This is a genomic window from Streptomyces sp. NPDC002564 (genome assembly GCF_042889645.1).
Classification (GTDB): domain Bacteria; phylum Actinomycetota; class Actinomycetes; order Streptomycetales; family Streptomycetaceae; genus Streptomyces.
This window is the reverse complement of the sequence record NZ_JBIARE010000004.1, coordinates 516954-542423: the sequence shown is the minus strand read 5'-3', so window position 1 is coordinate 542423 and position 25470 is coordinate 516954. Positions and strand designations below refer to the sequence as shown.

Below are 25470 nucleotides of genomic sequence, written 5' to 3'. Positions count from 1 at the left end.
GTGTGGCACGGAAGCTCCCCCTCGATCGACGGGACTCGGGTCTGTTTGCCTGGTGTGACCCTCGAAGAGGGACGCTGGTTGTACGGAGTTCACCGCCGGAGCGCCCTGCGCAGCGCCTCGCCGAACCCGGCGGGGTGCGTGGTCAGTCCGACGTGCCCGCCGGGGAAGTGCCGGAGCTCCGCGCCGAGCCGCTCGGCCAGGAAGGCGACCGAGCGGTGGGGCAGTTCACCCCGCGAGTCCTCGCCGCCCGCGAGCACGAGCCGGTCCGACCGCTTCTCCAGGAGACGGAGGTCCGGGGCGTAGGACATGAAGGCGGGCACGATCCGCCCCACGAAGTACGGCAGTCCGGCCTTCGTCCGCTCGGCCCGCGCTGCGGCCCCGGGCGGCAGCGTGGGCGCGTCGTCCTGCGCGGGGGCGGCGGCTTCGTCGTCCTCGTCCTGCGGCCGGGGGCTGACACTGTCACCGTCGCCCCGCAGGCCCGCGGCGAACACGGTCATGGCCGGCATGAGCCCTTCGGTACGCAGGGTTTCCCGCACCCGCGCGATGAGCGCGCGGTGGTCCGCCGCGTCGGGCAGCACCTCCACCACCGGCGGCTCGTGCGCCACGACCCGGGCGACCCGGTCGGGGTGCGCGGCGAGCAGGTGCAGGGCGACGATCGCACCGGAACTGGAGCCGAACACATGGGCGGCCCGGGCGGGCTCCCCGGGGGACAGCAGTTCCAGGAGCCGGAGCGCGTCGTCGGCGTGCTCGGCCACGTGCTGCGCGGCATCGGGGTCGTCCAGCGGGCTGCGGGCCAGGCCGCGCGGATCGTAGGTGACGACCGTGTACTCCTCGGCCAGGTCGTCGACGATGCCGTCGAAGGCGGCCGCGCCACCGGTGCCACCGGGGATCAGCAGCAGGAGCGGGCCCCGGCCGCGCACTTCGTAGTGCAGGGTCGCGCCGTCGACCCGCAGGCTGCCGCAGGTCGCAGTGGTCGGCGGGTCCGTCGTCGGGACGGTCATCAGGAGTCTCCTTCCGGGGACGGGGGCCAGTGCTCCAGGAGGGCGTGCAGGGCGTCGAGCGCACGGCTCCAGGACTGCTGCGGGGTCCGCGCGTGCGCGAAACCGCCCGCCGCCTCCAGGGCGACGAACCCGTGAAAGGTGCTCCGCAGCAGCCGGACCGCGTCGGTCAGGTCCGGCTCGGCCAGCCCGTACCCGCGCAACATGCCGTACGTCAGCTCGACCGCGCGCCGCGGCCCCGGGGCGTCCGCCGCGAGCGCGGGATCGATGTCGATCGGGGTCTGGGTCGCCATGTAGCGGCCCGGATGCTCGTGGGCGTACTCCCGCCAGGCGTTCGCGTACGAGATCAGCGCGTCCCTGCCCGCCCGTCCCGCGGTCGCCTCGGCGATCCGGACGGTCTTCTCGTCCGCCGCGAGCAGCGCGATCCGCCCGCGCAGGTCCGCCAGGTTGCGCACGTGCGCGTAGAGACTCGCGTCCTTCACCCCGAGCCGCCGCGCCACCTGCGACATCGTCACCTGGTCGAGCCCGACCTCGTCCGCCAGCTCGGCGCCCGCGACCGTCACTCGCTCCGCCGTCAGCCCGGCCCGCGCCATGCGCCCTCCACATTTTCCTAGGGGCCCTAGTTTTAACCTAGGACCCCTAGGAAAACAATCGCGTATCTCCCACACCAGAGCGGGCCCGGGCATGCGAAAGGGGCGCCACTCCGGCGAGTGACGCCCCTGACCCGCGGTTCTCCCGGCCCTGCCCGACCTGCGGCAGCACGGCCGAGCAGGTCTGCCGATCAGGTCTGTGCCATGTCCACGAAGCGCGAGTAGTGGCCCTGGAAGGCGACCGTGATCGTCGCCGTCGGGCCGTTACGGTGCTTGCCCACGATGATGTCCGCCTCGCCCGCGCGGGGCGACTCCTTCTCGTACGCGTCCTCGCGGTGCAGCAGGATCACCATGTCCGCGTCCTGCTCGATCGAACCGGATTCACGCAGGTCGGAGACCATCGGCTTCTTGTCCGTGCGCTGCTCGGGGCCACGGTTCAGCTGGGAGAGCGCGATCACCGGCAGCTCCAGCTCCTTGGCCAGGAGCTTCAGGTTTCGCGACATGTCCGAGACTTCCTGCTGACGGCTCTCGGACCGCTTGGAGCCACCGGACTGCATCAGCTGGAGGTAGTCGATGACGACGAGCTTCAGGTCGTTGCGCTGCTTCAGGCGGCGGCACTTGGCGCGGATCTCCATCATCGACAGGTTCGGCGAGTCGTCGATGTAGAGGGGGGCGGCCGAGACGTCCGGCATGCGCCGGGCCAGCCGGGTCCAGTCCTCGTCGGTCATCGTGCCGGAACGCATGTGGTGCAGGGCCACGCGCGCCTCCGCCGACAGCAGACGCATCGCGATCTCGTTGCGCCCCATTTCGAGCGAGAAGATCACGCTCGGCATGTTGTGCTTGATCGAGCAGGCCCGCGCGAAGTCCAGCGCCAGCGTCGACTTACCCATGGCGGGACGGGCCGCGATGATGATCATCTGGCCCGGGTGGAGACCGTTGGTGAGCTGGTCGAGGTCGGTGAAGCCGGTCGGCACACCGGTCATCTCGCCCGAGCGCGAGCCGATCGCCTCGATCTCGTCGAGGGCGCCCTCCATGATGTCGCCGAGCGGGAGATAGTCCTCGGTGGTGCGCTGCTCGGTGACCGCGTAGATCTCGGCCTGGGCGCTGTTGACGATCTCGTCGACGTCGCCGTCGGCCGCGTATCCCATCTGGGTGATCTTCGTACCGGCCTCGACGAGGCGGCGCAGCACCGCCCGCTCGTGGACGATCTCCGCGTAGTACTCGGCGTTCGCCGCGGTCGGGACCGTCTGGACCAGGGTGTGCAGATACGATGCGCCGCCGACCTTGGTGATCTCACCGCGCTTGGTGAGCTCGGCCGCCACGGTGATCGGGTCGGCGGGCTCGCCCTTCGCGTAGAGGTCGAGGATCGAGGCGTAGATCGTCTCGTGCGCCGGGCGGTAGAAGTCGTGGCCCTTGAGGACCTCGACGACGTCCGCGATGGCGTCCTTGGAGAGCAGCATGCCGCCGAGCACCGACTGCTCCGCGTCGAGGTCCTGCGGAGGGACGCGCTCGAACGACGATCCTCCGCCGTCCCAGCCGCCCTCGCGGCCCCGGTCGTGCTGCTCGTCGCGGCCCCGGCCTCCGTCGCGGCGCTGGCGGGAGACGGGCAGACGGTCACTGGGACCGCTGTCGGCCCAGGGGTCGTCCAAAGGCTCGGAGATACTCACCGGGCCACCTCCTCCCGTCCGCCGTGCGGACCTCGCCGTGCCCCTCTTTCCTACGGCACGACACTGACAAATAAGCGGACCCAACTCCGGTTCTGACGCGTCGGTTTTCCTGGGTTTCCGAGGTCGTTCGACGAGGCGGGCGCCGGACCACGGTAGGCCTGTGGGCACCGTCAGCCAATCTGGTTATCCACAGGCGGTGTGGATGACGGGCCCGATGCTGTGGAGAACCCCGCCAAACCTGTGCACGGCCCGGTGGACAGGCCTGTGAACAAGCCCTCAGCCCCTCCGACACAACGCCCCTGACCTGCATCTTTCCCATCCACCGGCTGTGCAGAAGAAAAACTTCCCCAGTCGGACCAAGATCCCCGCAAACCGCGCGCGACCGCGTCTCCGACAACAGATCGGGTAAGGGTCTAATGAACATTGCATCTCTTACCTGTGGAAGATTAGATTGGTGTCCATGACACAGGCTTCCGCGGCGCCCAAGGCCGCCCGGCGCAAGCACGACAGAGAGATCGTCGCGCTCGCCGTCCCCGCCTTCGGCGCGCTGGTCGCCGAGCCCCTCTTCGTGCTGGCCGACAGCGCCATCGTCGGCCACCTCGGCACCGCGCAACTCGCCGGCCTCGGCGTCGCCTCGGCCCTCCTCACCACCGCGGTGAGCATCTTCGTCTTCCTCGCGTACGCCACCACGGCGGCCGTCGCCCGCCGGGTGGGCGCCGGCGACATACAGTCCGCCATCCGCCAGGGCATGGACGGCATCTGGCTCGCCCTGCTTCTCGGCGCCGCCGTCATCGCCGTCGTCCTGCCCACCGCACCCGGACTCGTGGATCTCTTCGGCGCCTCGGACACCGCGGCGCCCTACGCCATCACCTATCTGCGGATCTCCTCGCTCGGCATCCCCGCCATGCTCGTCGTGCTCGCCGCCACCGGCGTCCTGCGCGGCCTCCAGGACACCAGGACCCCGCTGTACGTCGCCGTCGGCGGCTTCGTCGCCAACGGCGTCCTCAATGTCGGCCTCGTCTACGGCGCCGACCTGGGCATCGCCGGCTCCGCCTGGGGCACCGTCATCGCCCAGTGGGCCATGGCCGCCGTGTACCTCGTGGTCGTCGTACGCGGCGCCAGACGCCACGGCGCCTCCTTGCGTCCGGACGCCGCCGGAATCCGGGCCTGTGCCCAAGCCGGTGCTCCGCTCCTGGTCCGCACGCTCTCGCTGCGGGCCATCCTGATGATCGCGACCGCGGTGGCCGCCCGGCTCGGCGACTCCGATGTCGCCGCCCACCAGATCGTTCTGTCCCTGTGGAGCCTGCTGGCCTTCGCGCTCGATGCCATCGCCATCGCCGGGCAGGCGATCATCGGACGCTACCTGGGCGCCGACGACCCGGACGGTGCACGCGCCGTCTGTCGCCGGATGGTCCAGTGGGGCATCGCCTCGGGCGTCGCCCTCGGCCTGCTGGTCGTCCTCGCCCGGCCGCTCTTCATCCCGCTGTTCACCGGGGACGCCGCCGTCCAGGACGCCGCGCTGCCCGCCCTCGTGGTGGTCGCGCTCGCCCAGCCGATCTGCGGCATCGTCTTCGTCCTCGACGGCGTCCTGATGGGCGCGGGCGACGGCCCGTACCTGGCCTGGGCCATGATCGTCACGCTGGCGGTCTTCACTCCCGTCGCCCTGCTCGTCCCCACCTTCGGCGGTGGCCTCACCGCGGTGTGGGGAGCGATGACGCTGATGATGGCGGTGCGCATGGTGACCCTGTGGATGCGCTCCCGCTCCGGCCGCTGGATCGTCACCGGCGCCACGCGCTGAGCGAAGCGCCCGGGCGGGCGGGGGCTGCCTGAGCTGTTTCACGTGAAACAGCTCCTCTCCGCGGGAGACGGCACCTCGCGCCACCCTCCAGGCAGCATCTCGCGCCACCCCCAGGCAGCACGTTGGGCCGCACCCCGAGGGGTACGGCCCAACGATTGCTTCAACTCCGCCGGGAGCAGTGCTTAGGCGGAGACGACCTCGACGTTGACCTTGGCGGCAACCTCGGGGTGCAGACGCACGGACGTCGCGTGGGCGCCCAGCGTCTTGATCGGCGCGCCCAGCTCGACACGGCGCTTGTCGACCTTCGGACCACCGGCAGCCTCGATCGCCGAAGCGATGTCGGCCGGGGTGACGGAACCGAAGAGACGACCGGCGTCGCCGGAGCGAACGGCCAGACGGACCTTGACGCCCTCGAGCTGGGCCTTGATCTCGTTGGCCTGCTCGATGGTCGCGATCTCGTGGATCTTGCGAGCACGACGGATCTGCTCGACGTCCTTCTCGCCACCCTTGGTCCAGCGGATCGCGAAGTTCCGCGGGATCAGGTAGTTGCGGGCGTAGCCGTCCTTGACGTCTACGACCTCGCCGGCGGCGCCGAGGCCGGAGACCTCGTGGGTGAGGATGATCTTCATTAGTCGGTCACCCTTCCCTTATCGCGCGGTGGACGTGTAGGGCAGCAGCGCCATCTCACGGCTGTTCTTCACGGCCGTGGCGACGTCACGCTGGTGCTGCGTGCAGTTGCCGGTCACGCGGCGGGCACGGATCTTGCCGCGGTCGGAAATGAACTTCCGCAGCATGTTCGTGTCCTTGTAGTCCACGTACGTGACCTTGTCCTTGCAGAAAGCGCAGACCTTCTTCTTCGGCTTGCGCACAGGCGGCTTCGCCATGGTGTATCTCCTGTGTGATCAAGAAGTGTGGGTAAGCCCCACCCCTCGGCCCGGAGGCCAGAAGCCCGGAGGCTTAGAAGGGGGGCTCGTCCGAGTAGCCGCCACCGGAGCCGCCGGAGCTTCCGCCCCAGCCGCCACCGCCGCCGCCCTGCTGCTGGCCGCCGCCGGCCGGCGCACCGGTCGCCCAGGGGTCGTCGGCGGGAGCACCGCCGCCGCCACCCTGCTGCTGACCGCCGCCGGAGCCACCGCCCCAGCCACCGCCGCCCTGCTGGCCGCCGCCGTAACCGCCCTGGCCACCGCGACCGGTGGTCTTGGTGACCTTGGCCGTGGCGTTCTTCAAGCTGGCGCCGACTTCCTCGACGTCCAGCTCGTAGACCGTGCGCTTGATGCCCTCACGGTCCTCGTAGGACCGCTGCTTCAGGCGGCCCTGCACGACGACGCGCATGCCTCGCTGAAGCGACTCCGCGACGTTCTCCGCCGCCTGACGCCAGACCGAGCAGGTCAGAAAGAGGCTCTCGCCGTCCTTCCACTCGTTCGTCTGGCGGTCGAAGGTGCGGGGGGTGGACGCGACACGGAACTTCGCGACCGCCGCACCGGAGGGGGTGAAGCGCAGCTCGGGGTCGTCGACAAGATTGCCGACGACCGTGATGACGGTCTCGCCTGCCATGGGGGAACCTCTCGGCGGGTTTGCTGCTGGCTGCTTGTTGCTGCTACTCGATTCCCGGGTGCTGCTGAGCTAGAGAGCTCAGTGCATCTCGGGACGGAGGACCTTGGTCCGGAGGACCGACTCGTTCAGGTTCATCTGGCGGTCGAGCTCCTTGACGACCGCAGGCTCGGCCTGCAGGTCGATGACCGAGTAGATGCCCTCGGGCTTCTTCTTGATCTCGTACGAGAGACGACGACGGCCCCAGGTGTCGACCTTCTCGACCTTTCCGTTGCCCTCACGGACGACGGAGAGGAAGTTCTCGATCAGCGGGGAGACAGCGCGCTCCTCGAGATCGGGGTCGAGGATGACCATCACTTCGTAGTGACGCATGTGGAACCCACCTCCTTTGGACTCAGCGGCCACGGTCGTTCCGTGGCAGGAGGGTCGTGATGCGTACGCAACGGTATCGGCAGCCACTGACAATCGGCTCCCGCGAGCGGGGGCTCATGCTGTGGACTGGGCAGACACCGGTGCAGACGGTACAGAGTACCCGCACCGAGGCTTCCGGTTGAAATCCGGCGCCGGGCGGGCAGAATCTGTACACATCGGGTGTGTATGGCGCTACAGTGCGCCGCCTTCCGCAGGAGGTGCCTCACATGGCACAAGCAATGCGACCCAACACCGCCACGTCCCTGTTCGCCACGGACGGCAAGGCCCATCCGCTCCAGGACACGCTGGTCGGCGTGACGCTGGTGCTCGGAGCCATCGCCTTCGTGACGGCGATGTTCCACAACCTGCATCTGCTCAGCTCGTGGGCAGGGCTGGTCGGGATCGCCACGGGCGCCTACGGCCAGTTCATCTCGGCGACGACCCGGGAGCGCTTCGGGCTGATCCTGGGCATGGGAGCCTCGGCGATCGGCTTCTTCCTGGGCATGGCCCACGGCGGCCTCTTCGGCGGAATCGTCGGCTGAGGACCCCGCGGCACCCCGGCCGCCCCGCGCGGCCGGGGGCCTTAGTCCCGTACGCCCAGACGGGTCGCTCGCAGGGCGCAGTAGGCTTCGGCGCGAGAGCCGGAGCCCCTGTACCCATGGGGACACACCAGCCCGAGGAGCGCCCCGAATGAGTCTGACCCTGAGGACCATCAGTCGCGAGCAGCATCTGGCGTATATCCAGACACTGCCGTCGGCGAGTCATTGCCAGGTCCCGGCATGGGCTGACGTGAAGAGCGAATGGCGCTCGGAGAACCTGGGCTGGTTCGACGACAGGACCGGCGAGCTGGTCGGCGTCGGCCTGGTCCTCTACCGCCAGCTGCCCAAGCTGAAGCGCTATCTCGCGTACCTCCCCGAGGGCCCGGTCATCAACTGGTACGCCCCGAACCTCGACGAGTGGCTGCAGCCGATGCTGGCGCATCTGAAGCAGCAGGGCGCCTTCTCCGTGAAGATGGGTCCGCCGGTCGTGATCCGCCGCTGGGACGCTCCGGCGATCAAGGCAGGCATCCAGAACCCGGACGTGAAGCGCCTGCGGGACACCGAGGCCACGCACATCGAGCCGCGCGCCTTCGAGGTCTCCGACCGGCTGCGCCGCATGGGCTGGCAGCAGGGCGAGGACGGCGGCGCCGGCTTCGGTGACGTGCAGCCCCGCTTCGTCTTCCAGGTGCCGCTGGCCAACCGCTCCCTGGACGAGGTCCAGAAGGGCTTCAACCAGCTGTGGCGCCGCAACATCAAGAAGGCCGAGAAGGCCGGTGTCGAGGTCGTCCAGGGCGGCTACCAGGACCTCGCCGAGTGGCAGCGCCTCTACGAGATCACCGCGGTGCGCGACAAGTTCCGCCCGCGGCCGCTCGCGTACTTCGAGCAGATGTGGCGGGCCCTCAACTCCGAGGACCCCAACCGCATGCGCCTGTACTTCGCGCGGCACAACGGCGTGAACCTGTCGGCCGCGACGATGCTCGTCGTCGGCGGGCACGTCTGGTACTCCTACGGCGCTTCGGACAACATCGGCCGTGAGGTCAGGCCCTCGAACGCGATGCAGTGGCGGATGCTCCGCGACGCGTACGCCATGGGGGCCACCGTCTATGACCTGCGCGGCATCTCCGACTCCCTGGACGAGACCGACCACCTCTTCGGTCTGATCCAGTTCAAGGTCGGCACCGGCGGTGAGGCCGCCGAGTACATCGGCGAGTGGGACTTCCCGCTCAACAAGCTGCTGCACAAGGCGCTCGACATCTACATGTCGCGCCGCTGATCCCGCACAATTTCCTTCCATAACTCTGATACACCGCAGACACGAGAAAGGTTCCGGGATCCAGCCATGGCGCTCACGCTCTATGTCGACACCGCGCGCTGGCGGGCACACCAGAAGCACTTGCTGGAGCAGTTCCCGGGCATCGTCCCGGTCTGCAAGGGCAACGGCTACGGCTTCGGCCACGAGCGCCTCGCCGAAGAAGCCACCCGCTTCGGCTCCGACGTCCTCGCCGTGGGCACCACCTACGAGGCGGCCCGGATCAAGGACTGGTTCAGCGGTGACCTGCTGGTCCTGACCCCGTTCCGGCGGGGCGAGGAGCCGGTGCCGCTGCCCGACCGCGTCATCCGTTCCGTGTCGTCGCTCGACGGCGTGCACGGCCTGGTGGGCGCCCGCGTCGTCATCGAGGTCATGTCCTCGATGAAGCGCCACGGCGTCAGCGAGCAGGAGCTCCCGCAGCTGCACGCGGCCATCGAGGACGTGCGCCTCGAGGGCTTCGCGATCCACCTGCCGCTGGACCGCACCGACGGCTCGGACGCCGTCGAGGAGGTCATCGGCTGGATGGACCGGCTGCGCGCCGCCCGCCTGCCGCTCCACACGATGTTCGTCAGCCACCTCAAGGCCGGTGAACTCGCCCGCCTGCAGCAGCAGTTCCCGCAGACCCGCTTCCGGGCGCGGATCGGCACGAACCTCTGGCTGGGCGACCACGAGGCCACGGAGTACCGCGGCGCCGTCCTGGACGTCACCGCCGTCCAGAAGGGCGACCGGTTCGGCTACCGCCAGCAGAAGGCCGCCTCCGACGGCTGGCTGGTCGTGGTGGCCGGCGGCACCTCGCACGGCGTCGGCCTGGAGGCCCCGAAGGCGCTGCACGGCATGATGCCGCGGGCCAAGGGCGTCGCCCGCGCGGGCCTCGCGACCGTCAACCGCAACCTCTCGCCCTTCGTCTGGGCGGGCAAGCAGCGCTGGTTCGCGGAGCCGCCGCACATGCAGGTGTCGATCCTCTTCGTGCCCTCCGACGCGCCGGAGCCGAAGGTCGGCGAGGAGCTGGTGGCCCACCTGCGGCACACCACCACGCAGTTCGACCGCATGGTCGACCGCTGAGGCGGCGCACGACCACACGCGAAGGGCCGGTACGACACCTCGTCGTACCGGCCCTTCGCGTAAGCGCCCCGGGCTGCTCGGGTCGTCCGGGCCGTTAGGGCTGTTCGCTCAGAGCGAACAGCCCCGGGAGAGGGGCGCGGGCCTCAGCGCGACGGGTCCGACGCCGTCCCCCACTTCACGGCGGGCGCGCCCCCAGCACGCCGCTCCGCCCGCACCGGACGCGCCGCGGCCCCCAGCACGAAGACGTCCCGCGCGCCGTCCAGGACACCTCCCGAAGGGTCGTCGTCCCCGGCTCTGCGCACCACGTCCCGCTCGGGCAGCAGGATGTCGCGCACGATGACACCGCACAGGTACAGCGTCCCCAACAGATGCACGGCGATCGCCAGTTGGTAGCCCTCGGTCGGCAGACCCTTGTGGGCGTCTCCGCTCGTCGTGTACGCCAGGTACAGCCAGATCCCGAGGAAGTACGCGACCTCGCACGCCTGCCAGACCAGGAAGTCGCGCCAGCGCGGCCGGGCGAGCGCAGCCAGCGGGATCAGCCACAGGACGTACTGCGGTGAGTAGACCTTGTTGGTGAGGACGAAGGCGGCGACCACGAGGAAGGCGAGCTGAGCGAAGCGCGGCCTCCGGGGCGCGGTGAGGCCGAGCGCGCCGACACCCAGGCAGGCGAGGAGCATCAGCGCCGTCGCCAGGGTGTTGACCGTGTCGGTGCTCAGAGGGGAGTCCATGCGCTGGGAGAGGATCAGCCAGAAGGACCCGAAGTCGACGCCGCGCTCCTGGCTGAACGTGTAGAACTTCGACCAGCCGTCGCCCGCGAGGAGCATCACCGGGAGGTTGACGACCAGCCACGTGGCCACCGTGCCGATCAGCGCGGACCTGAACTCCCGCCACCGGCCCGCCCGCCAGCACAGGATCAGCAACGGCCCGAGCAGCAGCACGGGGTACAGCTTGGCGGCCGTCGCGAGACCAAGGAGCACGCCGAAGGCGACCACACGCGCGCGTGCCCACATCATCATCGCGGCGGCCGTGAGAGCCACCGCGAGCAGGTCCCAGTTGATGGTGGCCGTCAGGGCGAAGGCCGGGGCCAGAGCGACCAGCAGGGCGTCCCAGGGGCGGCGCCGGTGGGTGCGGGCGACACAGACGGCGACGACGGCGGCGCACACCATCAGTATCCCCGCGTTGACCATCCAGTAGATCTTCTCCTGGTGCTGGATGGAGCCGCTGCCGGGCGTCACCCAGGACGCCATCTCCATGAACACGCCGGTGAGGACCGGGTACTCGAGGTACTCCATGTCGCCGGGCAGCTTGTCGAAGTACGGCACGAGACCGTCGGCGAAGCCGCGCCCCTCGTAGAGGTGCGGGATGTCGGAGTAGCACGCGTGCGTGTACTGCGAGCTCGCACCGAAGAACCAGGCGCCGTTGTAGCACGGCATCTTCTGGACCATCCCGAGCGCGAACATCCCGAGCGCGACGAGCGCGATGACGCGTACGGGAGTCCACCAGGTCGCCGCGTACAGCACTCTGCGGCCGACCGGGCCCCCGATCAGCTCGCTGCCGGCCCGGGCGACCTCGTCCTCCCTCGTCGGCTGCACCGGCTGCGGTTCCTGCGGGCTCACGGGCTCGTACACGCTCGTGCGCGGCGTCTCTGCGCTGGGCTCTGCGCTGGGGTCTGCACTGGGCATGCCCGCCATCCTGCCGTACGCAACTGAGAACCGTGGTCCATGACGGGGAAGACGAAGAGGACCGCCGCACCCATCGGTGCGGCGGTCCTCGTTTCACGTGAAACATCGGCGGGGGAGGCCCCCGGGCGGCCCGCCGGGTCGCCCCGGCGGGGTGGGATCAGCCGCCCGTACGGCCCCAGATGGTGTTGCCCTCGTCGTTGCCCTCGTTTGCTCCGCCTCCGGCCGGGTCCTCCGTCGCGGGTGGCGACTCGCCGCCGGGGCCGCCGTTGTTCCCGCCGTCGGGTCCGCCGTTCTGCCCGCCACCGTCGTGGTTGCAGTCCCAGTCCAGGGGCTTGCAGGACTCGGTGGGATCGGGCGACTCCGTCGGAGGCTTCGTGCTCTCCGTCTCCGACGGCGTCGGCGACGGGGAGTGCTCCTCCGGCTCCTCGGTCTCGGTCGGGGTCGGCGGCGGAGGCGGCGTCTCGCCGACGACCTCACCGATCGGCTGGGGCACCGGGAAGGGCTTGGGCGCCGTCCCCTTGAGCGCCGCGGTCATGTACTCCTGCCAGATCTGCGCGGGGAACGAGGCACCGTGGATCTTCTCCTCGCCACCCGTGCCGAACATCTCCAGGAAGTGGCGCTTCTTGTTGCTCTCGTCGTCGTCGAGCCGGTACATGCTCACCGCGGTCGACAGCTGCGGGGTGTAGCCCACGAACCAGGCGGACTTGTTGCCGTCGGTCGTACCGGTCTTGCCGGCCACCTGACGGCCGGTGAGCTGGGCCGAGGTACCGGTGCCCTTGTCCACCACGGTCCGCAGCACGTCGGTGACGTTGTCGGCGACCTGGGAGCTGAAGGCCTGCTTGGTCTCCTTCTCGTGCCGGTAGACGGTGTCACCCCCGTGCTCGACCTCGGTGACGGAGTACGGCTCGTTCTGCTTGCCGCTCGCCGCGAAGGTGGAGTACGCGCCGGCCATGCGGATCGCGCTCGGCGAGGAGGTGCCGAGCGAGAAGGACGGATAGGTGGCGCCCGCCATCGATCGGTCGTCCTTGAGGCCCGCGTCCATCGCGGCCTCCTTCACCTTCTCCAGACCCACGTCCATGCCGAGCTGCACGTAGGCGGAGTTGACCGACTCGCGCATCGCTTCGCGGAGGTCGATCTGGAAGGTCGGGCGGTTGTACGACTGATTGCCGTCGTTGCGCTGGTTCCACTGCTTGCCGTCGCGGTCGGTCCAGACCTGGCCGTTGTACTTCTGGATCTTGAGCTTGTTCCTGCCGCTGTACAGGCTCTTCGCGTTGACGATGGTGCGCTCGGCCTCGGACTGCGTCTCCGGGCCGTCGGGGTCGCGCACGCCGTACTTGAACGCGGCGGCCAGGACGAACGGCTTGTACGTCGAGCCCACCTGGGCACCGGTCTGGTCGGCGTTGTTGGTGAAGTGCTTGGTCGCGTCCTCACCGCCGTAGATGGCCTTGATCGCGCCGTCCTTCGGATCCACGGACGCGCCGCCGAACTGCACGTGCGTGTCCTTCTCCGGACGCACCTTCGGCTTGATCTTGGCCTTGCGGACGTTGTTCACCGACTTCTCGAGCTCCTTGACCTTCTTCCTGTCGAAGGTCGTGTGGATCTCGTAGCCGCCCTGGCGGAGCTTCTCTTCGGTGATGTTGGTGTTCTTGATGACGTAGGCCCTGGCCAGGTCCACCAGATAGCCGGTCTGACCGGCCAGGTCGGCGTTCGACCGCGGGTTCTGCAGCTTGGGGAACGCCGTGTAGCGCGCCCGCCGCTCGGCGGTCAGATGGCCGTCCTTGACCTCTTCGTCGAGGATCCACTTCCAGCGCTTCTTGGCGCGGGCGGTGTTGTCGTCCTTGGAGGCCGCCGGGTCGATCTCGGGGGCGCCGGCGGGGTCGTAGTACGTGGCGCCCTTGAGCACCGTCGCCAGGAGAGCGCACTGGCTCGGGTCGAGCTCGTTGGCCTCCTTGTTGAAGTACGCCCGCGCGGCCGCCTGGATGCCGTAGGCCCCTCGCCCGTAGTAGGCGGTGTTGAGGTACCCGGCCATGATGTCTTCCTTGGAGACCGTCCGGCCGACCTTTATCGAGATGAAGAGCTCTTTGAACTTACGGGTGAACGTCTGCGACTGGTCGCCCAGGCGCGCGTTCTTCACGTACTGCTGGGTGATGGTCGAGCCACCCTGGGTCTGCCCGCCCTTGGCCATGTTGACCAGGGCACGCGTGATGCCCATCGGGTCGACGCCCTTGTCCTTCTCGAACGTCTTGTTCTCCGCCGACATGACGGCGAAGCGCATCTCCTTGGGGATGTCGTCGTAGTCGATGATCTGGCGGTTGCGCTCACCGCCGGTCGCGACCATCTGCTTGCCGTCGGCCCAGTAGTAGACGTTGTTCTGGGCCTTGGCCGCCTTGTCGACCTCCGGGACCTCCACCAGCGCGTACGCGATGCCGGCGACCGCCATCAGGCTGCCGAGGAAGCCGATGAACAGACCGGTGACCAGCCGCCAGGAAGGGACCCAGCGCCGCAGGCCGTCCTTGTTCGCGCGCGGGTAGTCGATGAACCGCTTCTTGCGGGGCGGCTCGGCGCCGCGGCCCCTGCCGCGCCCCGCGCCACCCGCACCACCGGCTCCGCCACCACCACGGCGGCCACCGCCGCCGCCCGCGCGCCCGCCGCCGTCGGGCGCCCTGCGGCGGCCGCCGCCCGAGCCGACCGATCCGCTGCGCTGTGCGGCGCGCCGGGCCTCCGCCCGGCCGCCATAAGGACGGTCCTCGTCACCCGAGGACCCGGGCCCTGGCGTCCCGTAAGAGGAAGAGGGCGATCCGGTATCGCCGCGTGGGGCCGCACGACGGCCCGACGACGCTCCTGGGGCGCCACGCCTGGCCGCGGCGCGTCCGCCGCCCTGCGGCTGCGGCGGTTTGCGACGGTGCTCGCTCATCGAACGATTACTCCTCGGGCAGGCGCAGCTGTCCACGCCTGGAAACGGCGGCTGGTTTCCGGTCCCCCCGACGTACGGATGCGCCCGTTCCCGCGCTCACCCGCACTACGCCGGGGACGACGACGCCCCCTGACGTCACTTGGTTCCCGGCGGCATACATGGCGCACAGACTACGCACCGTCAAAACCCTCGTAGAGCCGAAGTTCACCCCAAAACAGGCAAGTTACTTCCTACGAATCGGTGATGTGACGCCGTTCACCGTGCCCCCTCTTGTCTCAGCCGGATCGCCGTTCTATCGTCTCGATGTATCGAGTCGATACATCAGCTCGGCATAAAGGCCGTACTGAGGGACCGCGACGGACGGGAGGCGACGATGAGCAGGCGCTCCGGCATCCTGGAATTCGCTGTCCTCGGTCTGCTTCGCGAGTCCCCGATGCACGGCTATGAGCTGCGGAAACGACTCAATACGTCGCTGGGAGTGTTCCGCGCCTTCAGCTACGGGACGCTCTACCCCTGCCTCAAGACGCTGGTCGCCAACGGCTGGTTGATCGAGGAGTCGGGCAGCACCCCCGACGACGCCCTCGCGGCTCCACTCGCAGGGCGTCGCGCCAAGATCGTCTATCGGTTGACGGCGGAAGGTAAGGAGCACTTCGAGGACCTGCTCTCGCAGACCGGCCCCGATGCGTACGAGGACGAGCACTTCGCCGCCCGCTTCGCCTTCTTCGGGCAGACCTCGCGAGACGTACGGATGCGGGTGCTCGAGGGCCGCCGCAGCCGCCTCGAGGAGCGTCTGGAGAAGATGCGCGCCTCCCTGGCCCGAACCCGGGAGCGCCTGGACGACTACACGCTCGAGCTTCAGCGGCACGGAATGGAGTCCGTGGAGCGCGAAGTGCGCTGGCTGAACGAGCTCATCGAGAGCGAGCGGGCGGGGCGGGACCAGCAACGGTCCGCCCCCGACAGCTCCGCTCAGCAGAACAGCACATCAGGGGAGTCGGCGGGCCTGCCCCGGCGGCGGGAGAACGACCCGCCGCCGGATCCGTCCGATGACCCCGCCAAGTGAGACCCAGCGTTCCGCAGGGTTTCATCCGGAATACCGAGATCACACAGGGAGCAACCGGAATGGGTTCGGTTCGCGTAGCCATCGTCGGCGTGGGCAACTGCGCCGCCTCGCTGGTCCAGGGCGTCGAGTACTACAAGGACGCAGACCCGGACAGCAAGGTCCCGGGCCTGATGCACGTCCAGTTCGGCGACTACCACGTCGGTGACGTCGAGTTCGTCGCCGCCTTCGACGTCGACGCGAAGAAGGTCGGCCTCGACCTCTCGGACGCCATCGGTGCCAGCGAGAACAACACCATCAAGATCTGCGACGTGCCGAACAGCGGCGTCCAGGTCCAGCGTGGCCACACCCACGACGGTCTGGGCAAGTACTACCGCCAGACCATCGAGGAGTCCGCCGAGGCCCCGGTCGACGTCGTCCAGATCCTCAAGGACCGCAAGGTCGACGTCCTCGTCTGCTACCTGCCCGTGGGTTCCGAGGTCGCCGCGAAGTTCTACGCGCAGTGCGCCATCGACGCCAAGGTCGCGTTCGTCAACGCGCTGCCGGTCTTCATCGCCGGCACCAAGGAGTGGGCGGACAAGTTCACCGAGGCCGGTGTCCCGATCGTCGGCGACGACATCAAGTCGCAGGTCGGCGCCACCATCACGCACCGCGTGATGGCGAAGCTGTTCGAGGACCGCGGTGTCCGTCTCGAGCGCACCATGCAGCTCAACGTCGGCGGCAACATGGACTTCAAGAACATGCTGGAGCGCGACCGCCTCGAGTCCAAGAAGATCTCGAAGACGCAGGCCGTCACCTCGCAGATCCCGGACCGCGAGCTGGGCGAGAAGAACGTCCACATCGGCCCGTCGGACTACGTCGCGTGGCTCGACGACCGCAAGTGGGCGTACGTCCGCCTCGAGGGCCGCGCCTTCGGTGACGTCCCGCTGAACCTGGAGTACAAGCTCGAGGTCTGGGACTCCCCCAACTCGGCCGGTGTCATCATCGACGCCCTGCGCGCCGCGAAGATCGCCAAGGACCGCGGCATCGGCGGCCCGATCCTCTCCGCGTCGAGCTACTTCATGAAGTCCCCGCCGGTCCAGTACTTCGACGACGAGGCCTACGCGAACGTCGAGAAGTTCATCAAGGGCGAGGTCGAGCGCTAAACAGCTCTCTCCTTTGGCACGTGTCGAGGGTCCTCGGGCATTCCGCCCGGGGGCCCTCCTCGTATGTGAGGCTGTGATCCATGGCTGTCGTCGGTGACCTGCGGATACTGCTGCGGCTGCGGGACTTCCGGCGGCTGCTCGCCGTCCGGCTGATCTCCCAGGGCGCGGACGGCGTCTACCAGGTCGCGCTCGCCACCTACGTCGTGTTCTCCCCGGAGAAGCAGACCTCGCCGGCCGCGATCGCCTCCGCCATGGCCGTGCTGCTCCTGCCGTACTCGCTGATCGGCCCGTTCGCCGGTGTCCTCCTCGACCGCTGGCAGCGCCGCCAGGTCTTCCTGTACGGCAACCTCCTGCGGGCCGTCCTGGCGTCCCTGACGGCCGTCCTGATGCTGAGCGGCGTCCCCGACTGGCTCTTCTACGTCTCCGCGCTGTGCGTGACCGCCGTCAACCGCTTCGTCCTTGCGGGGCTCTCGGCCGCCCTGCCGCGGGTGGTCGACGCCGACCGCCTGGTCATCGCCAACTCCCTCTCGCCGACCGCGGGGACGCTCGCGGCGACCGTGGGCGGCGGCCTCGCCTTCGTGGTGCGCATCGTGGGCGCGGACTCGGACGCGGCCGTGGTGCTGTGCGGCGCCGCCCTGTACCTGTGCGCGGCGCTCGCCTCGCTGCGCATGGCGCGCGAGCTGCTCGGCCCCGACCCCGACCAGGTGCAGCCACGGCTCGCCGCCGCGCTGGCCGGAACGGCACGCGGGCTCCGGGAGGGCGTACGACACCTCGCGCGGCGCCCCGCCGCCGCCCGCGCGCTGGCCGCGATGACCGTCCTGCGGTTCTGCTACGGCGCGCTGACCGTCATGGTCCTGATGCTCTGCCGGTACGCCTGGACGACGTCGGAGTCCGACGGGCTCGCGCTGCTCGGCCTCGCGGTCGGCATCTCCGGCGCGGGCTTCTTCGTGGCCGCTCTGGTCACCCCCGCCGCGGTGGGGCGGCTCGGGCCCGGCGGCTGGATCGCGGCCTGCGCGGGCACGGCGGCGCTCCTCGAACCGGCCCTCGGCCTCCCTTTCGAGCCCGCCCCGCTCCTCGTCGCCGCCTTCGTCCTCGGCCTGACGACGCAGGGCGCGAAGATCGCCACGGACACGGTGGTGCAGTCCTCGGTGGACGACGGCTACCGCGGCCGCGTCTTCTCCCTCTACGACGTCCTCTTCAACGTCGCCTTCGTGGGCGCGGCCGCAGTGGCGGCCCTGGTCCTGCCGCCTGACGGCCGGTCGGTACCGCTGGTCGTCGGGGTCGCTCTGCTCTACGCGGCAATTGCTGCTGCTATGAGCCGGTTTGACGCGCAGTAAGTGTCACATCAATGCCACAGTGCCGCTGTGGACTTCAGAGTTGTCACTGCCCCCGGATAACTTACGGGCGTCGTATTCGCGCCATCGCGCTCTCGTTCGAGGGGGACCCCCAAAGTGACCACTCCGCCGCCCCAGGGCCAGACTCCGTACCCGCCGCAGGGCCAGAACCCTTATGGCCAGCCGCAGGGCGGTGCGCCGTACGGCCCGCCGCAGGGCGGAGCGCCGCAGGGCCAGCAGATGGCCCCGTACCCGCCGCAGCCGGGCCAGCCGGGCGGGCCCGCGGCTCCGTACCCGGCCTTCAACCAGGGTGGTCCCGTTCCCCCGCCGGCCGCTCCCCGCCGCGGCAAGAAGCTGCTCCTTCGCATCGGCGGCTTCATCCTCGTCGCGATCCTCATAGCCGTCGGCAAGTGGTACCTCGGCAAGAGCGACGCCGAGACGACCTCCGTCGGCAGCTGCATGCACAACGAGGGCACGCAGTTCTCGCCGGACCTCAAGGAAGTCGACTGCTCCTCGAGCGAGTCCGAGTTCGAGGTCGTCGAGAAGTTCGACAACACCAGCGACAGCGACAAGTGCGAGGCCGTCAAGACCTCCGAGATCGCCTACTACCAGCAGGGCAAGGGCCACAACGTCGTGCTCTGCCTGAAGAAGACCAAGTAGGCGCGCGGCACACAGCAGGAACACCCGAGGGGCGTTGTTTCACGGTTTCACGTGAAACAACGCCCCTCGGCGTGGTCGGCGCGGGCGGTGTTTCACGTGAAACGTGAAACGTGAAGCCTCGGCCGCCACTCAGTCCTGCGTGGCCCACCACTCCTTGAGCGCCGACGCCGCCGCGTCCCGCTCCATCGGGCCGTTCTCCAGGCGTAGTTCCAGCAGGAACTTGTACGCCTTGCCGATCACCGGGCCCGGGCCCACGCCCAGGATCTCCATGATGTCGTTGCCGTCGAGGTCGGGGCGGATCGAGTCCAGCTCCTCCTGCTCCTGGAGGCGGGCGATGCGCTCCTCCAGGCCGTCGTACGCGCGCGACAGGGCGTTCGCCTTGCGCTTGTTGCGCGTCGTGCAGTCGGAGCGGGTCAGCTTGTGCAGGCGCTCCAGGAGCGGGCCCGCGTCGCGCACGTAACGGCGTACGGCCGAATCCGTCCACTCTCCCGTGCCGTAGCCGTGGAAGCGCAGGTGGAGCTCGACCAGCCGCGAGACGTCCTTCACGAGCTCGTTGGAGTACTTCAGCGCCGTCATCCGCTTCTTGACCAGCTTGGCGCCGACCACCTCGTGGTGGTGGAAGGAGACCCGGCCGTCACCCTCGAAGCGGCGCGTCTTCGGCTTGCCGATGTCGTGCAGCAGCGCGGCGAGCCGCAGCGTGAGGTCGGGACCCGCCGTCTCCAGCGCCATCGCCTGCTCCAGGACGATCAGCGAGTGGTCGTACACGTCCTTGTGCCGGTGGTGCTCGTCACGCTCCAGGCGCAGCGCCGGCAGCTCGGGCAGCACCCGCTCGGCGAGTCCCGTCTCGACGAGGAGGGCCAGGCCCTTGCGCGGGTGTGCGGAGAGGATCAGTTTGTTCAATTCGTCGCGCACACGCTCCGCCGAGACGATGTCGATGCGCTCGGCCATCGCCGTCATCGCGGCCACCACGTCGGGCGCCACCTCGAAGTCCAGCTGCGCGGCGAAGCGGGCGGCCCGCATCATCCGCAGCGGGTCGTCCGAGAAGGACTCCTCGGGAGTGCCCGGGGTGCGCAGCACACGCGCCGCCAGATCCTCGAGGCCGCCGTGCGGGTCGACGAACTCCTTCTCGGGGAGCGCCACCGCCATCGCGTTCACGGTGAAGTCACGCCGGACGAGGTCTTCCTCGATGGAGTCGCCGTAGGACACCTCGGGCTTGCGCGAGGTCCTGTCGTACGCCTCCGAGCGGTACGTGGTGACCTCGACCTGGAAGCTCACGTCGGCGTCGCCCACACGGGCGTCCTTCTGGCAGCCGACCGTGCCGAAGGCGATCCCGACCTCCCAGACCGCGTCGGCCCACGGCCGGACGATCTTCAGTACGTCCTCGGGGCGTGCGTCCGTCGTGAAGTCCAGATCATTGCCGAGCCGGCCGAGCAGGGCGTCCCTGACCGAGCCGCCGACCAGGGCGAGGGAGAACCCGGCCTCCTGGAAACGGCGGGCGAGGTCGTCCGCGACCGGGGACACCCGCAGCAGTTCGCTGACCGCGCGGGTCTGCACCTGGCTCAGGGCGCTGGAATTGTCTTCATTGGCGTTCGGCACAACAGAAAAGGGTACGTGGCCCGGGCGCCCGGGGCCGACCCGATTCCCGCCCGGCCCCGCGGGCCCCGCGCCACCGCTCCGGCCCTCGCCGTCCGATCACGTGGAGCGGTCGCCCGACCACACGGAGCTGCCCGCCGACGGCACCGTACTGTCCACTTCCGATCACGTGGAGCAGTCCGCGGCACTTCGCCACAGCGCGCATCGTTACCATGCGTGGACGCACAACCGACGACCACTGACGACGAGGGACGGGCAACGCGTGGCCGAGGCGGCAGACTTCCCGGGGACGAGCCCCTCACCTGCCCGCCGGTGGCTGCGGCGCACCGCAGCACTGCTGGTGGGTACCCCTTTGCTGGCCGGACTTCTCCAGGTCCCGGCAGGGCCCGTGGCGCACGCCGCGGCGCCGGAGGCGAAGGCCGGCGCCGTGCCCGGCGCGAAGGCCGACGCCACCGGTTCCCGCACCGTCGACGTCTCCCTGGACAAGCTCACGCCCACCGCGCCCGGTGAGGGCGACACACTCACCGTGTCGGGCACGGTCACCAACAACGGCAAGCAGACGGTCACCGACGCCCAGGTCGGGCTGCGCGTGGGCCCGGCCCTCAACAGCCGGACCCAGATCGACGCCGCCGCGAAGCGCACGGGTTTCCAGCCGGGTTCCGACGGCACGGAGGTCGGCGGGAAGTACGTCGAGAAGATCTCCAGACTCGCCCCGGGCGTCCGGCAGGACTTCAGCATCGCCGTACCGGTCAAGGCGCTGTCCCTCGGCGCCGACGGCGTCTACCAGCTGGGCGTGACCCTGACCGGCCAGAGCAGCGCCCAGCCCTACTCCCAGGTGCTCGGCATCGAGCGGACCTTCCTGCCGTGGCAGCCCGAGGCCGCGGGGACGAAGACGAAGACCACGTATCTGTGGCCGCTCACCTCCACGACCCACCTCACGGCGAAGACCGGGTCCGACGAGCAGCAGACGCCCGTCTTCAAGAACGACGACCTGGCCGACGAGCTGGCGCCCGGCGGGCGCCTGGAGCAGCTTCTGTCGCTCGGCAGCGGCCTGGACGTCACCTGGGTCATCGATCCCGACCTGCTCGCCTCCGTCGAGGCGATGACGAAGAGCTACCGGATCGAGAACGCCGACGGGACGACCACCAGGGCGGGCAAGCACCAGGCGGTCGCCAACCAGTGGCTCAGCGACCTCCAGGAGGCCGTCAAGGACAAGAAGGTCGTGGCGCTGCCCTTCGCCGACCCCGACCTCGCGTCCCTGGCCCACACCGGCAAGAAGGTCAGCGGCTCCCTCGGCCACCTCAAGGAGGCCACCGAGGTGGGTGCCGACGCGGTGCGCACGATCCTCCAGGTGAAGCCGAGCACCGACTTCGCCTGGCCCGTCGACGGGGCGATCGACCCGTCGGTCGTCGACGTCGCGACCTCCGCGGGCGCCCACACGGTCATCACCCGCAGCGACAGCCTGCGCGAGACCGGCGGGCTGCCGTACGCGCCGACCTCGGCCCGGCCCATCGGCGGCGGCACGACGGCCGTGGTGGCCGACGCGCGGCTCTCGACGGCCTTCCAGGGCGACATGTCGCAGGCGGAGGACTCCACGCTCGCCGTCCAGGAGTTCCTCTCCCAGAGCCTGATGCTGAACATGCAGGACCCCGGCAAGCAGCGGAGCATCGTCGTCGCCCCGCAGCGCATGCCGTCGGCGAGCCAGGCGCAGACCATGCACAAGGCGCTGAGCGCCCTCGGCGAGGGCAAGTGGTCGCAACCCCAGGACCTGATGGCCGCGGCGAAGGCCAAGCCCGACCCGCAGGCCACCACCCGGGTGCCGTCGGCCGCCGCGTACCCGGCGGCGCTGCGCAAGCAGGAGATGTCGCAGCGCGCCTTCGAGTCGATCCAGAACACGCAGAACCAGCTCGAACGCTTCCAGGTGATCCTCACCGAGAAGGACCGCGTGGTCACCCCCTTCGGGCGGGCCATAGACCGCGAGATGTCGACGTCGTGGCGGGGCCGCCAGGCCGAGGCGGATTCCTACCGGAACAGCGTCTGGGCCTATCTGCGGGACCTCACCAAGCAGGTCTCCCTGATCCAGCGGTCCGACGCGAAGCTCTCCGGCCGCAGCGCGACCATCCCGGTGTCGGTGCAGAACAACCTGGTGCAGAACGTCGACCACCTGGTCCTGCGCCTCTCCTCGCGGAACCCCACGCGTCTGAAGATCGGCGACGGGCAGTTCGAGGAGAAGCCGATCAAGATCGCGGGCGGGCACTCCCAGTCCGTGAAGTTCACGACCACGGCCAACGCCAACGGCCCGGTCCCGGTGTACGCACAGCTCTACACGGAGGACGGCGAGCCCTACGGCAACGTGGTGCGCTTCGAGGTCAACGTCACCGAGGTCACCCTCACCGTGATGCTCGTCATCGCCGGCGGACTCCTGCTGCTCGTGCTCGCCGGATTCCGGATGTACACCCAGCGCAAGCGCGCGGCCCGCAAGAAGGCCGAGGAAGGCCCCGACCAGGGCACGGACGGGGGCCCCGAGCAGGGTCCCGACGGCGAGTCCGGCGGCGCGCCCGGGACGGACGACCCCGAGCAGCCGAGTGACCCGACACCGGACACCGCTCCCGAAAGCACCGACCCGTCGGACACGGGTGAGAGAGTGGACCGTTGAGCGATGTCGTGGCCGGTGGGCCCGGGGACGATGAGGTGGGGTAACCATGAACGCGCCGTACGACGGTGACCGCGGCCAGGGCGCGGGCGGCTCCGCCTCGCCCGGGGGCCCGCCACCCGGCTCCCCCGAGCACGGGCAGGTGCCGCCGCAGCCGGCGCCGGACGTGTATCTCCAGGACGCCTACGACCAGGATCCCTACCGGGCGCAGGACCTCTCCGCCCAGGACCCGGTGACCGAGGCCCTCTACGACCGCGCGGCGCACCCTCCGCCGCCGCCCGGCACCTACCAGCAGCAGCCGCTCTACGGCCAGCCGCCCTCCTCGCAGCACGCCCCCGACCCGCGGGTGTGGGCGCAGCCCCCGGCCCCCGAGCCGGAGGGGCCGACGCGGCACCTCCCCTACGGCGACGACGCGCGGACCACCCAGTTCGTCGGCGTCGACGACCTGGTCACCCAGGCCGGCGAGGAGCACCACGAGCCCGACGCCTTCGCCCACCTCTTCCGCGACCAGCAGCCCGGCGGCTACCGCAACCAGCAGGCCGGGTACCAGCAGGACGCGTACCCGCAGAACGGCTACCAGCAGGACGCGCACCCGCAGCAGGGGTATCAGCAGGACGCCTACCAGCAGCAGGGCTACGCCCAGGGCGGCTATCAGCAGAGCGGCTACGCCCAGGGCGGCGGCTACCCGCAGGGGGAGGGCTACCCGCAGGGCAACGGCTACCAGCAGCCCGCCGAGGGCGGCTACCAGCCCGCGGGCGACCAGCCGCTCGTCCCGGCCCCCGCGCCCCCGCCGGTCCCCGCGCCGGCCGCGGCGCCGCCCGCCAAGTCCGGCGGTCGCGCGTCGAGCCTGCTGAAGTCGAGCGCCCTGATGGCGGCGGGCACGATCGTCTCCCGCCTCACCGGCTTCCTGCGCACCCTGGTGATGGCCGCCGCGATCGGTGTCGGCCTGCTCAACGACTCGTACCAGGTCGCCAACACCCTGCCGACCATGATCTACGTCCTGGTCGGCGGCGGCGCCCTGAACGCGGTGTTCATCCCGCAGCTCGTCCGCGCCATGAAGAACGACGAGGACGAGGGCGAGGGCTACGCCAACCGGCTCCTGACCCTCGTGATGGTGCTCCTCGCGGGCGTCACCGTCATCTGTGTGGTGGCGGCGCCGATGTTCGTCCGCATGATGTCGCCGACGATCGCCGACGACCCCGTGCGCATGGACGTCACCGTCACCTTCGCGCGCTTCTGCATCCCGACGATGTTCTTCATGGGCGTGCACGTCGTCCTCGGGCAGATCCTCAACGCCCGCGGCCGCTTCGGCGCGATGATGTGGACCCCGGTCCTCAACAACATCGTCGTCATCGCCACCTTCGGCGCCTTCATCTGGGCCTTCGGCGGCTTCACCGACTCCGGCGTCACCCCCGCCAACATCACCCCGGACGGCGTGCGGCTGCTGGGCATCGGCACGCTGCTCGGCCTCGTCGTGCAGGCGCTGGCCATGCTCCCCTACCTGCGGGAGGCCGGGTTCAAGCTCCGGCTCCGCTTCGACTGGCGCGGGCACGGTCTGGGCAAGGCCGCGCGGCTCGCCAAGTGGACCTTCTTCTTCGTCCTGGCCAACCAGATCGGCATGGTGGTCGTCACCCAGCTCGCCACCAGCGCGGGCACGACGGCGACCGACCAGGGCCACTCCGGCACCGGCATCACCGCGTACAACTACGCACTGCTGCTCTGGCAGATGCCGCAGGCCATCATCACGGTCTCCGTGATGACCGCGGTCCTGCCCCGCATCTCCCGCTCGGCGAACGACGGCGACGCGGCGGCCGTCCGCGACGACATCTCCTACGGTCTGCGCACCTCGGCCGTGGCGATCGTGCCCTGCGCCTTCGCCTTCCTCGCGCTCGGCGTGCCGATGGCGACACTGCTGTACGCGGGCTCCGGCTCGGGCGCGCAGAACATCGGCTACACCCTGATGGCGTTCGGCCTCGGCCTGATCCCGTACTCGGTCCAGTACGTCGTCCTGCGCGGCTTCTACGCCTACGAGGACACCAGGACGCCGTTCTACAACACCGTGATCGTGGCGGCCGTCAACGCGGCTGCCTCGGCCGCCTGCTTCTTCGTGCTGCCCGCCCGGTGGGCCGTCGTCGGCATGGCCGCCTCCTACGGGCTCGCCTACGCGGTCGGCGTCGGTGTGGCCTGGCGCCGACTGCGCGTCCGCCTCGGCGGCGATCTGGACGGCGCCCAGGTGGCGCGGACCTACACCCGGCTGTTCGGCGCCTCGATCCCGGCGGCCCTCGTCGGCGGCGGCGTGGGCTTCGCGATCCTGCGGGCGATGGGCACCGGAGCGGGCAGTTCGCTGGTCGCGCTGATCGCCGGAGGCGTCGCACTGATCGGCGTCTTCTTCGTGGCCGCCCGAAAAATGCGGATCGCGGAGCTCAATTCGATGGTCGGCATGGTGCGCGGACGTCTCGGTCGCTGAGATAGTCGGACCTGCACAACCATCGTCGGCCACCGTGTGTCGT

General features: G+C 69.8%; 20 protein-coding genes. 10 read left to right on the top strand and 10 right to left on the bottom strand.

Features of this window, described 5'->3' with window-relative positions; genetic code table 11:
- Nucleotides 1–89: 89 nt before the first annotated feature.
- The 3 genes from ACFYXE_RS17715 to dnaB all read right to left on the bottom strand — a co-directional run bounded on the left by ACFYXE_RS17715 (nucleotide 90) and on the right by dnaB (nucleotide 3255).
- Nucleotides 90–1001: an alpha/beta fold hydrolase gene (locus ACFYXE_RS17715; protein WP_389313314.1), complete on the bottom strand. Its 912-nt coding sequence runs from the start codon at nucleotides 999–1001 to the stop codon at nucleotides 90–92.
- On the bottom strand, nucleotides 1001–1591 hold the full coding sequence (locus ACFYXE_RS17710) for a TetR/AcrR family transcriptional regulator (RefSeq protein ID WP_389313312.1): 591 nt from the start codon (nucleotides 1589–1591) through the stop codon (nucleotides 1001–1003). The genes ACFYXE_RS17715 and ACFYXE_RS17710 overlap by 1 nt, the downstream gene beginning before the upstream one ends.
- Before the next feature lie 188 nt (nucleotides 1592–1779).
- Complete coding sequence (dnaB, locus tag ACFYXE_RS17705; RefSeq protein WP_361166647.1) at nucleotides 1780–3255, bottom strand: replicative DNA helicase; 1476 nt, start codon at nucleotides 3253–3255, stop codon at nucleotides 1780–1782.
- A gap of 460 nt (nucleotides 3256–3715) precedes the next feature.
- Here dnaB and ACFYXE_RS17700 point away from each other — a divergent pair, with 460 nt between their 5' ends.
- A complete protein-coding gene (locus tag ACFYXE_RS17700) occupies nucleotides 3716–5053 on the top strand; it encodes an MATE family efflux transporter (protein WP_389313310.1) in 1338 nt (445 codons plus the stop codon).
- A 182-nt stretch (nucleotides 5054–5235) separates the two neighbouring features.
- Here ACFYXE_RS17700 and rplI read toward each other — a convergent pair whose 3' ends face one another.
- The 4 genes from rplI to rpsF form a co-directional block, all read right to left on the bottom strand.
- Entirely contained in the window at nucleotides 5236–5682 is a 447-nt protein-coding gene (gene rplI / locus ACFYXE_RS17695) for a 50S ribosomal protein L9 (protein WP_150185080.1), read from the bottom strand.
- Between the two features lie 18 nt (nucleotides 5683–5700).
- A complete protein-coding gene (rpsR, locus tag ACFYXE_RS17690; protein ID WP_003949403.1) occupies nucleotides 5701–5937 on the bottom strand; it encodes a 30S ribosomal protein S18 in 237 nt (78 codons plus the stop codon).
- A 73-nt stretch (nucleotides 5938–6010) separates the two neighbouring features.
- Nucleotides 6011–6604 carry a single-stranded DNA-binding protein gene (locus tag ACFYXE_RS17685; RefSeq protein ID WP_389313308.1) on the bottom strand — a complete coding sequence of 198 codons (594 nt, stop codon included), beginning with the start codon at nucleotides 6602–6604 and terminating at the stop codon, nucleotides 6011–6013.
- 78 nt (nucleotides 6605–6682) lie between these two features.
- Entirely contained in the window at nucleotides 6683–6973 is a 291-nt protein-coding gene (gene rpsF, locus ACFYXE_RS17680; RefSeq protein WP_016644628.1) for a 30S ribosomal protein S6, read from the bottom strand.
- 266 nt (nucleotides 6974–7239) lie between these two features.
- Here rpsF and ACFYXE_RS17675 point away from each other — a divergent pair, with 266 nt between their 5' ends.
- The 3 genes from ACFYXE_RS17675 to ACFYXE_RS17665 all read left to right on the top strand — a co-directional run bounded on the left by ACFYXE_RS17675 (nucleotide 7240) and on the right by ACFYXE_RS17665 (nucleotide 9922).
- Nucleotides 7240–7554: a hypothetical protein gene (locus ACFYXE_RS17675; RefSeq protein WP_361166660.1), complete on the top strand. Its 315-nt coding sequence runs from the start codon at nucleotides 7240–7242 to the stop codon at nucleotides 7552–7554.
- Between the two features lie 148 nt (nucleotides 7555–7702).
- Nucleotides 7703–8824: a peptidoglycan bridge formation glycyltransferase FemA/FemB family protein gene (locus ACFYXE_RS17670; protein WP_361166663.1), complete on the top strand. Its 1122-nt coding sequence runs from the start codon at nucleotides 7703–7705 to the stop codon at nucleotides 8822–8824.
- Between the two features lie 66 nt (nucleotides 8825–8890).
- Complete coding sequence (locus ACFYXE_RS17665; protein WP_361166666.1) at nucleotides 8891–9922, top strand: alanine racemase; 1032 nt, start codon at nucleotides 8891–8893, stop codon at nucleotides 9920–9922.
- Between the two features lie 143 nt (nucleotides 9923–10065).
- Here the strand turns inward: ACFYXE_RS17665 and ACFYXE_RS17660 are convergent, their stop codons facing one another.
- A complete protein-coding gene (locus ACFYXE_RS17660) occupies nucleotides 10066–11604 on the bottom strand; it encodes a glycosyltransferase family 87 protein (protein ID WP_389313304.1) in 1539 nt (512 codons plus the stop codon).
- Between the two features lie 157 nt (nucleotides 11605–11761).
- Complete coding sequence (locus ACFYXE_RS17655; protein ID WP_389313302.1) at nucleotides 11762–14518, bottom strand: transglycosylase domain-containing protein; 2757 nt, start codon at nucleotides 14516–14518, stop codon at nucleotides 11762–11764.
- 373 nt (nucleotides 14519–14891) lie between these two features.
- Between ACFYXE_RS17655 and ACFYXE_RS17650 the strand changes: the two genes are divergently transcribed.
- The 4 genes from ACFYXE_RS17650 (at nucleotide 14892) to ACFYXE_RS17635 (ending at nucleotide 18714) form a co-directional block, all read left to right on the top strand.
- Entirely contained in the window at nucleotides 14892–15578 is a 687-nt protein-coding gene (locus ACFYXE_RS17650) for a helix-turn-helix transcriptional regulator (RefSeq protein WP_361173113.1), read from the top strand.
- Between the two features lie 59 nt (nucleotides 15579–15637).
- Nucleotides 15638–16720, top strand: a complete 1083-nt coding sequence (locus tag ACFYXE_RS17645) for an inositol-3-phosphate synthase (protein WP_361173116.1) — start codon at nucleotides 15638–15640, stop codon at nucleotides 16718–16720.
- An 80-nt stretch (nucleotides 16721–16800) separates the two neighbouring features.
- Entirely contained in the window at nucleotides 16801–18057 is a 1257-nt protein-coding gene (locus ACFYXE_RS17640) for an MFS transporter (protein ID WP_389313299.1), read from the top strand.
- 114 nt (nucleotides 18058–18171) lie between these two features.
- Nucleotides 18172–18714, top strand: coding sequence for a hypothetical protein (locus ACFYXE_RS17635; RefSeq protein WP_361173122.1), 543 nt, complete (start codon nucleotides 18172–18174; stop codon nucleotides 18712–18714).
- Between the two features lie 129 nt (nucleotides 18715–18843).
- On the opposite strand, the gene ACFYXE_RS17630 is transcribed toward ACFYXE_RS17635, so the two are convergent.
- The gene (locus tag ACFYXE_RS17630; RefSeq protein ID WP_361173125.1) at nucleotides 18844–20310 is read right to left on the bottom strand and encodes a CCA tRNA nucleotidyltransferase; all 1467 of its coding nucleotides are present in this window, start codon (nucleotides 20308–20310) and stop codon (nucleotides 18844–18846) included.
- A 259-nt stretch (nucleotides 20311–20569) separates the two neighbouring features.
- On the opposite strand from ACFYXE_RS17630, the gene ACFYXE_RS17625 reads away from it, so the two are divergent.
- Both ACFYXE_RS17625 and murJ read left to right on the top strand, forming a co-directional pair.
- The gene (locus ACFYXE_RS17625) at nucleotides 20570–22963 is read left to right on the top strand and encodes a DUF6049 family protein (RefSeq protein WP_361173128.1); all 2394 of its coding nucleotides are present in this window, start codon (nucleotides 20570–20572) and stop codon (nucleotides 22961–22963) included.
- A gap of 46 nt (nucleotides 22964–23009) precedes the next feature.
- Nucleotides 23010–25427, top strand: coding sequence for a murein biosynthesis integral membrane protein MurJ (murJ, locus tag ACFYXE_RS17620; protein ID WP_389313296.1), 2418 nt, complete (start codon nucleotides 23010–23012; stop codon nucleotides 25425–25427).
- The last annotated feature ends 43 nt before the right edge of the window (nucleotides 25428–25470 follow it).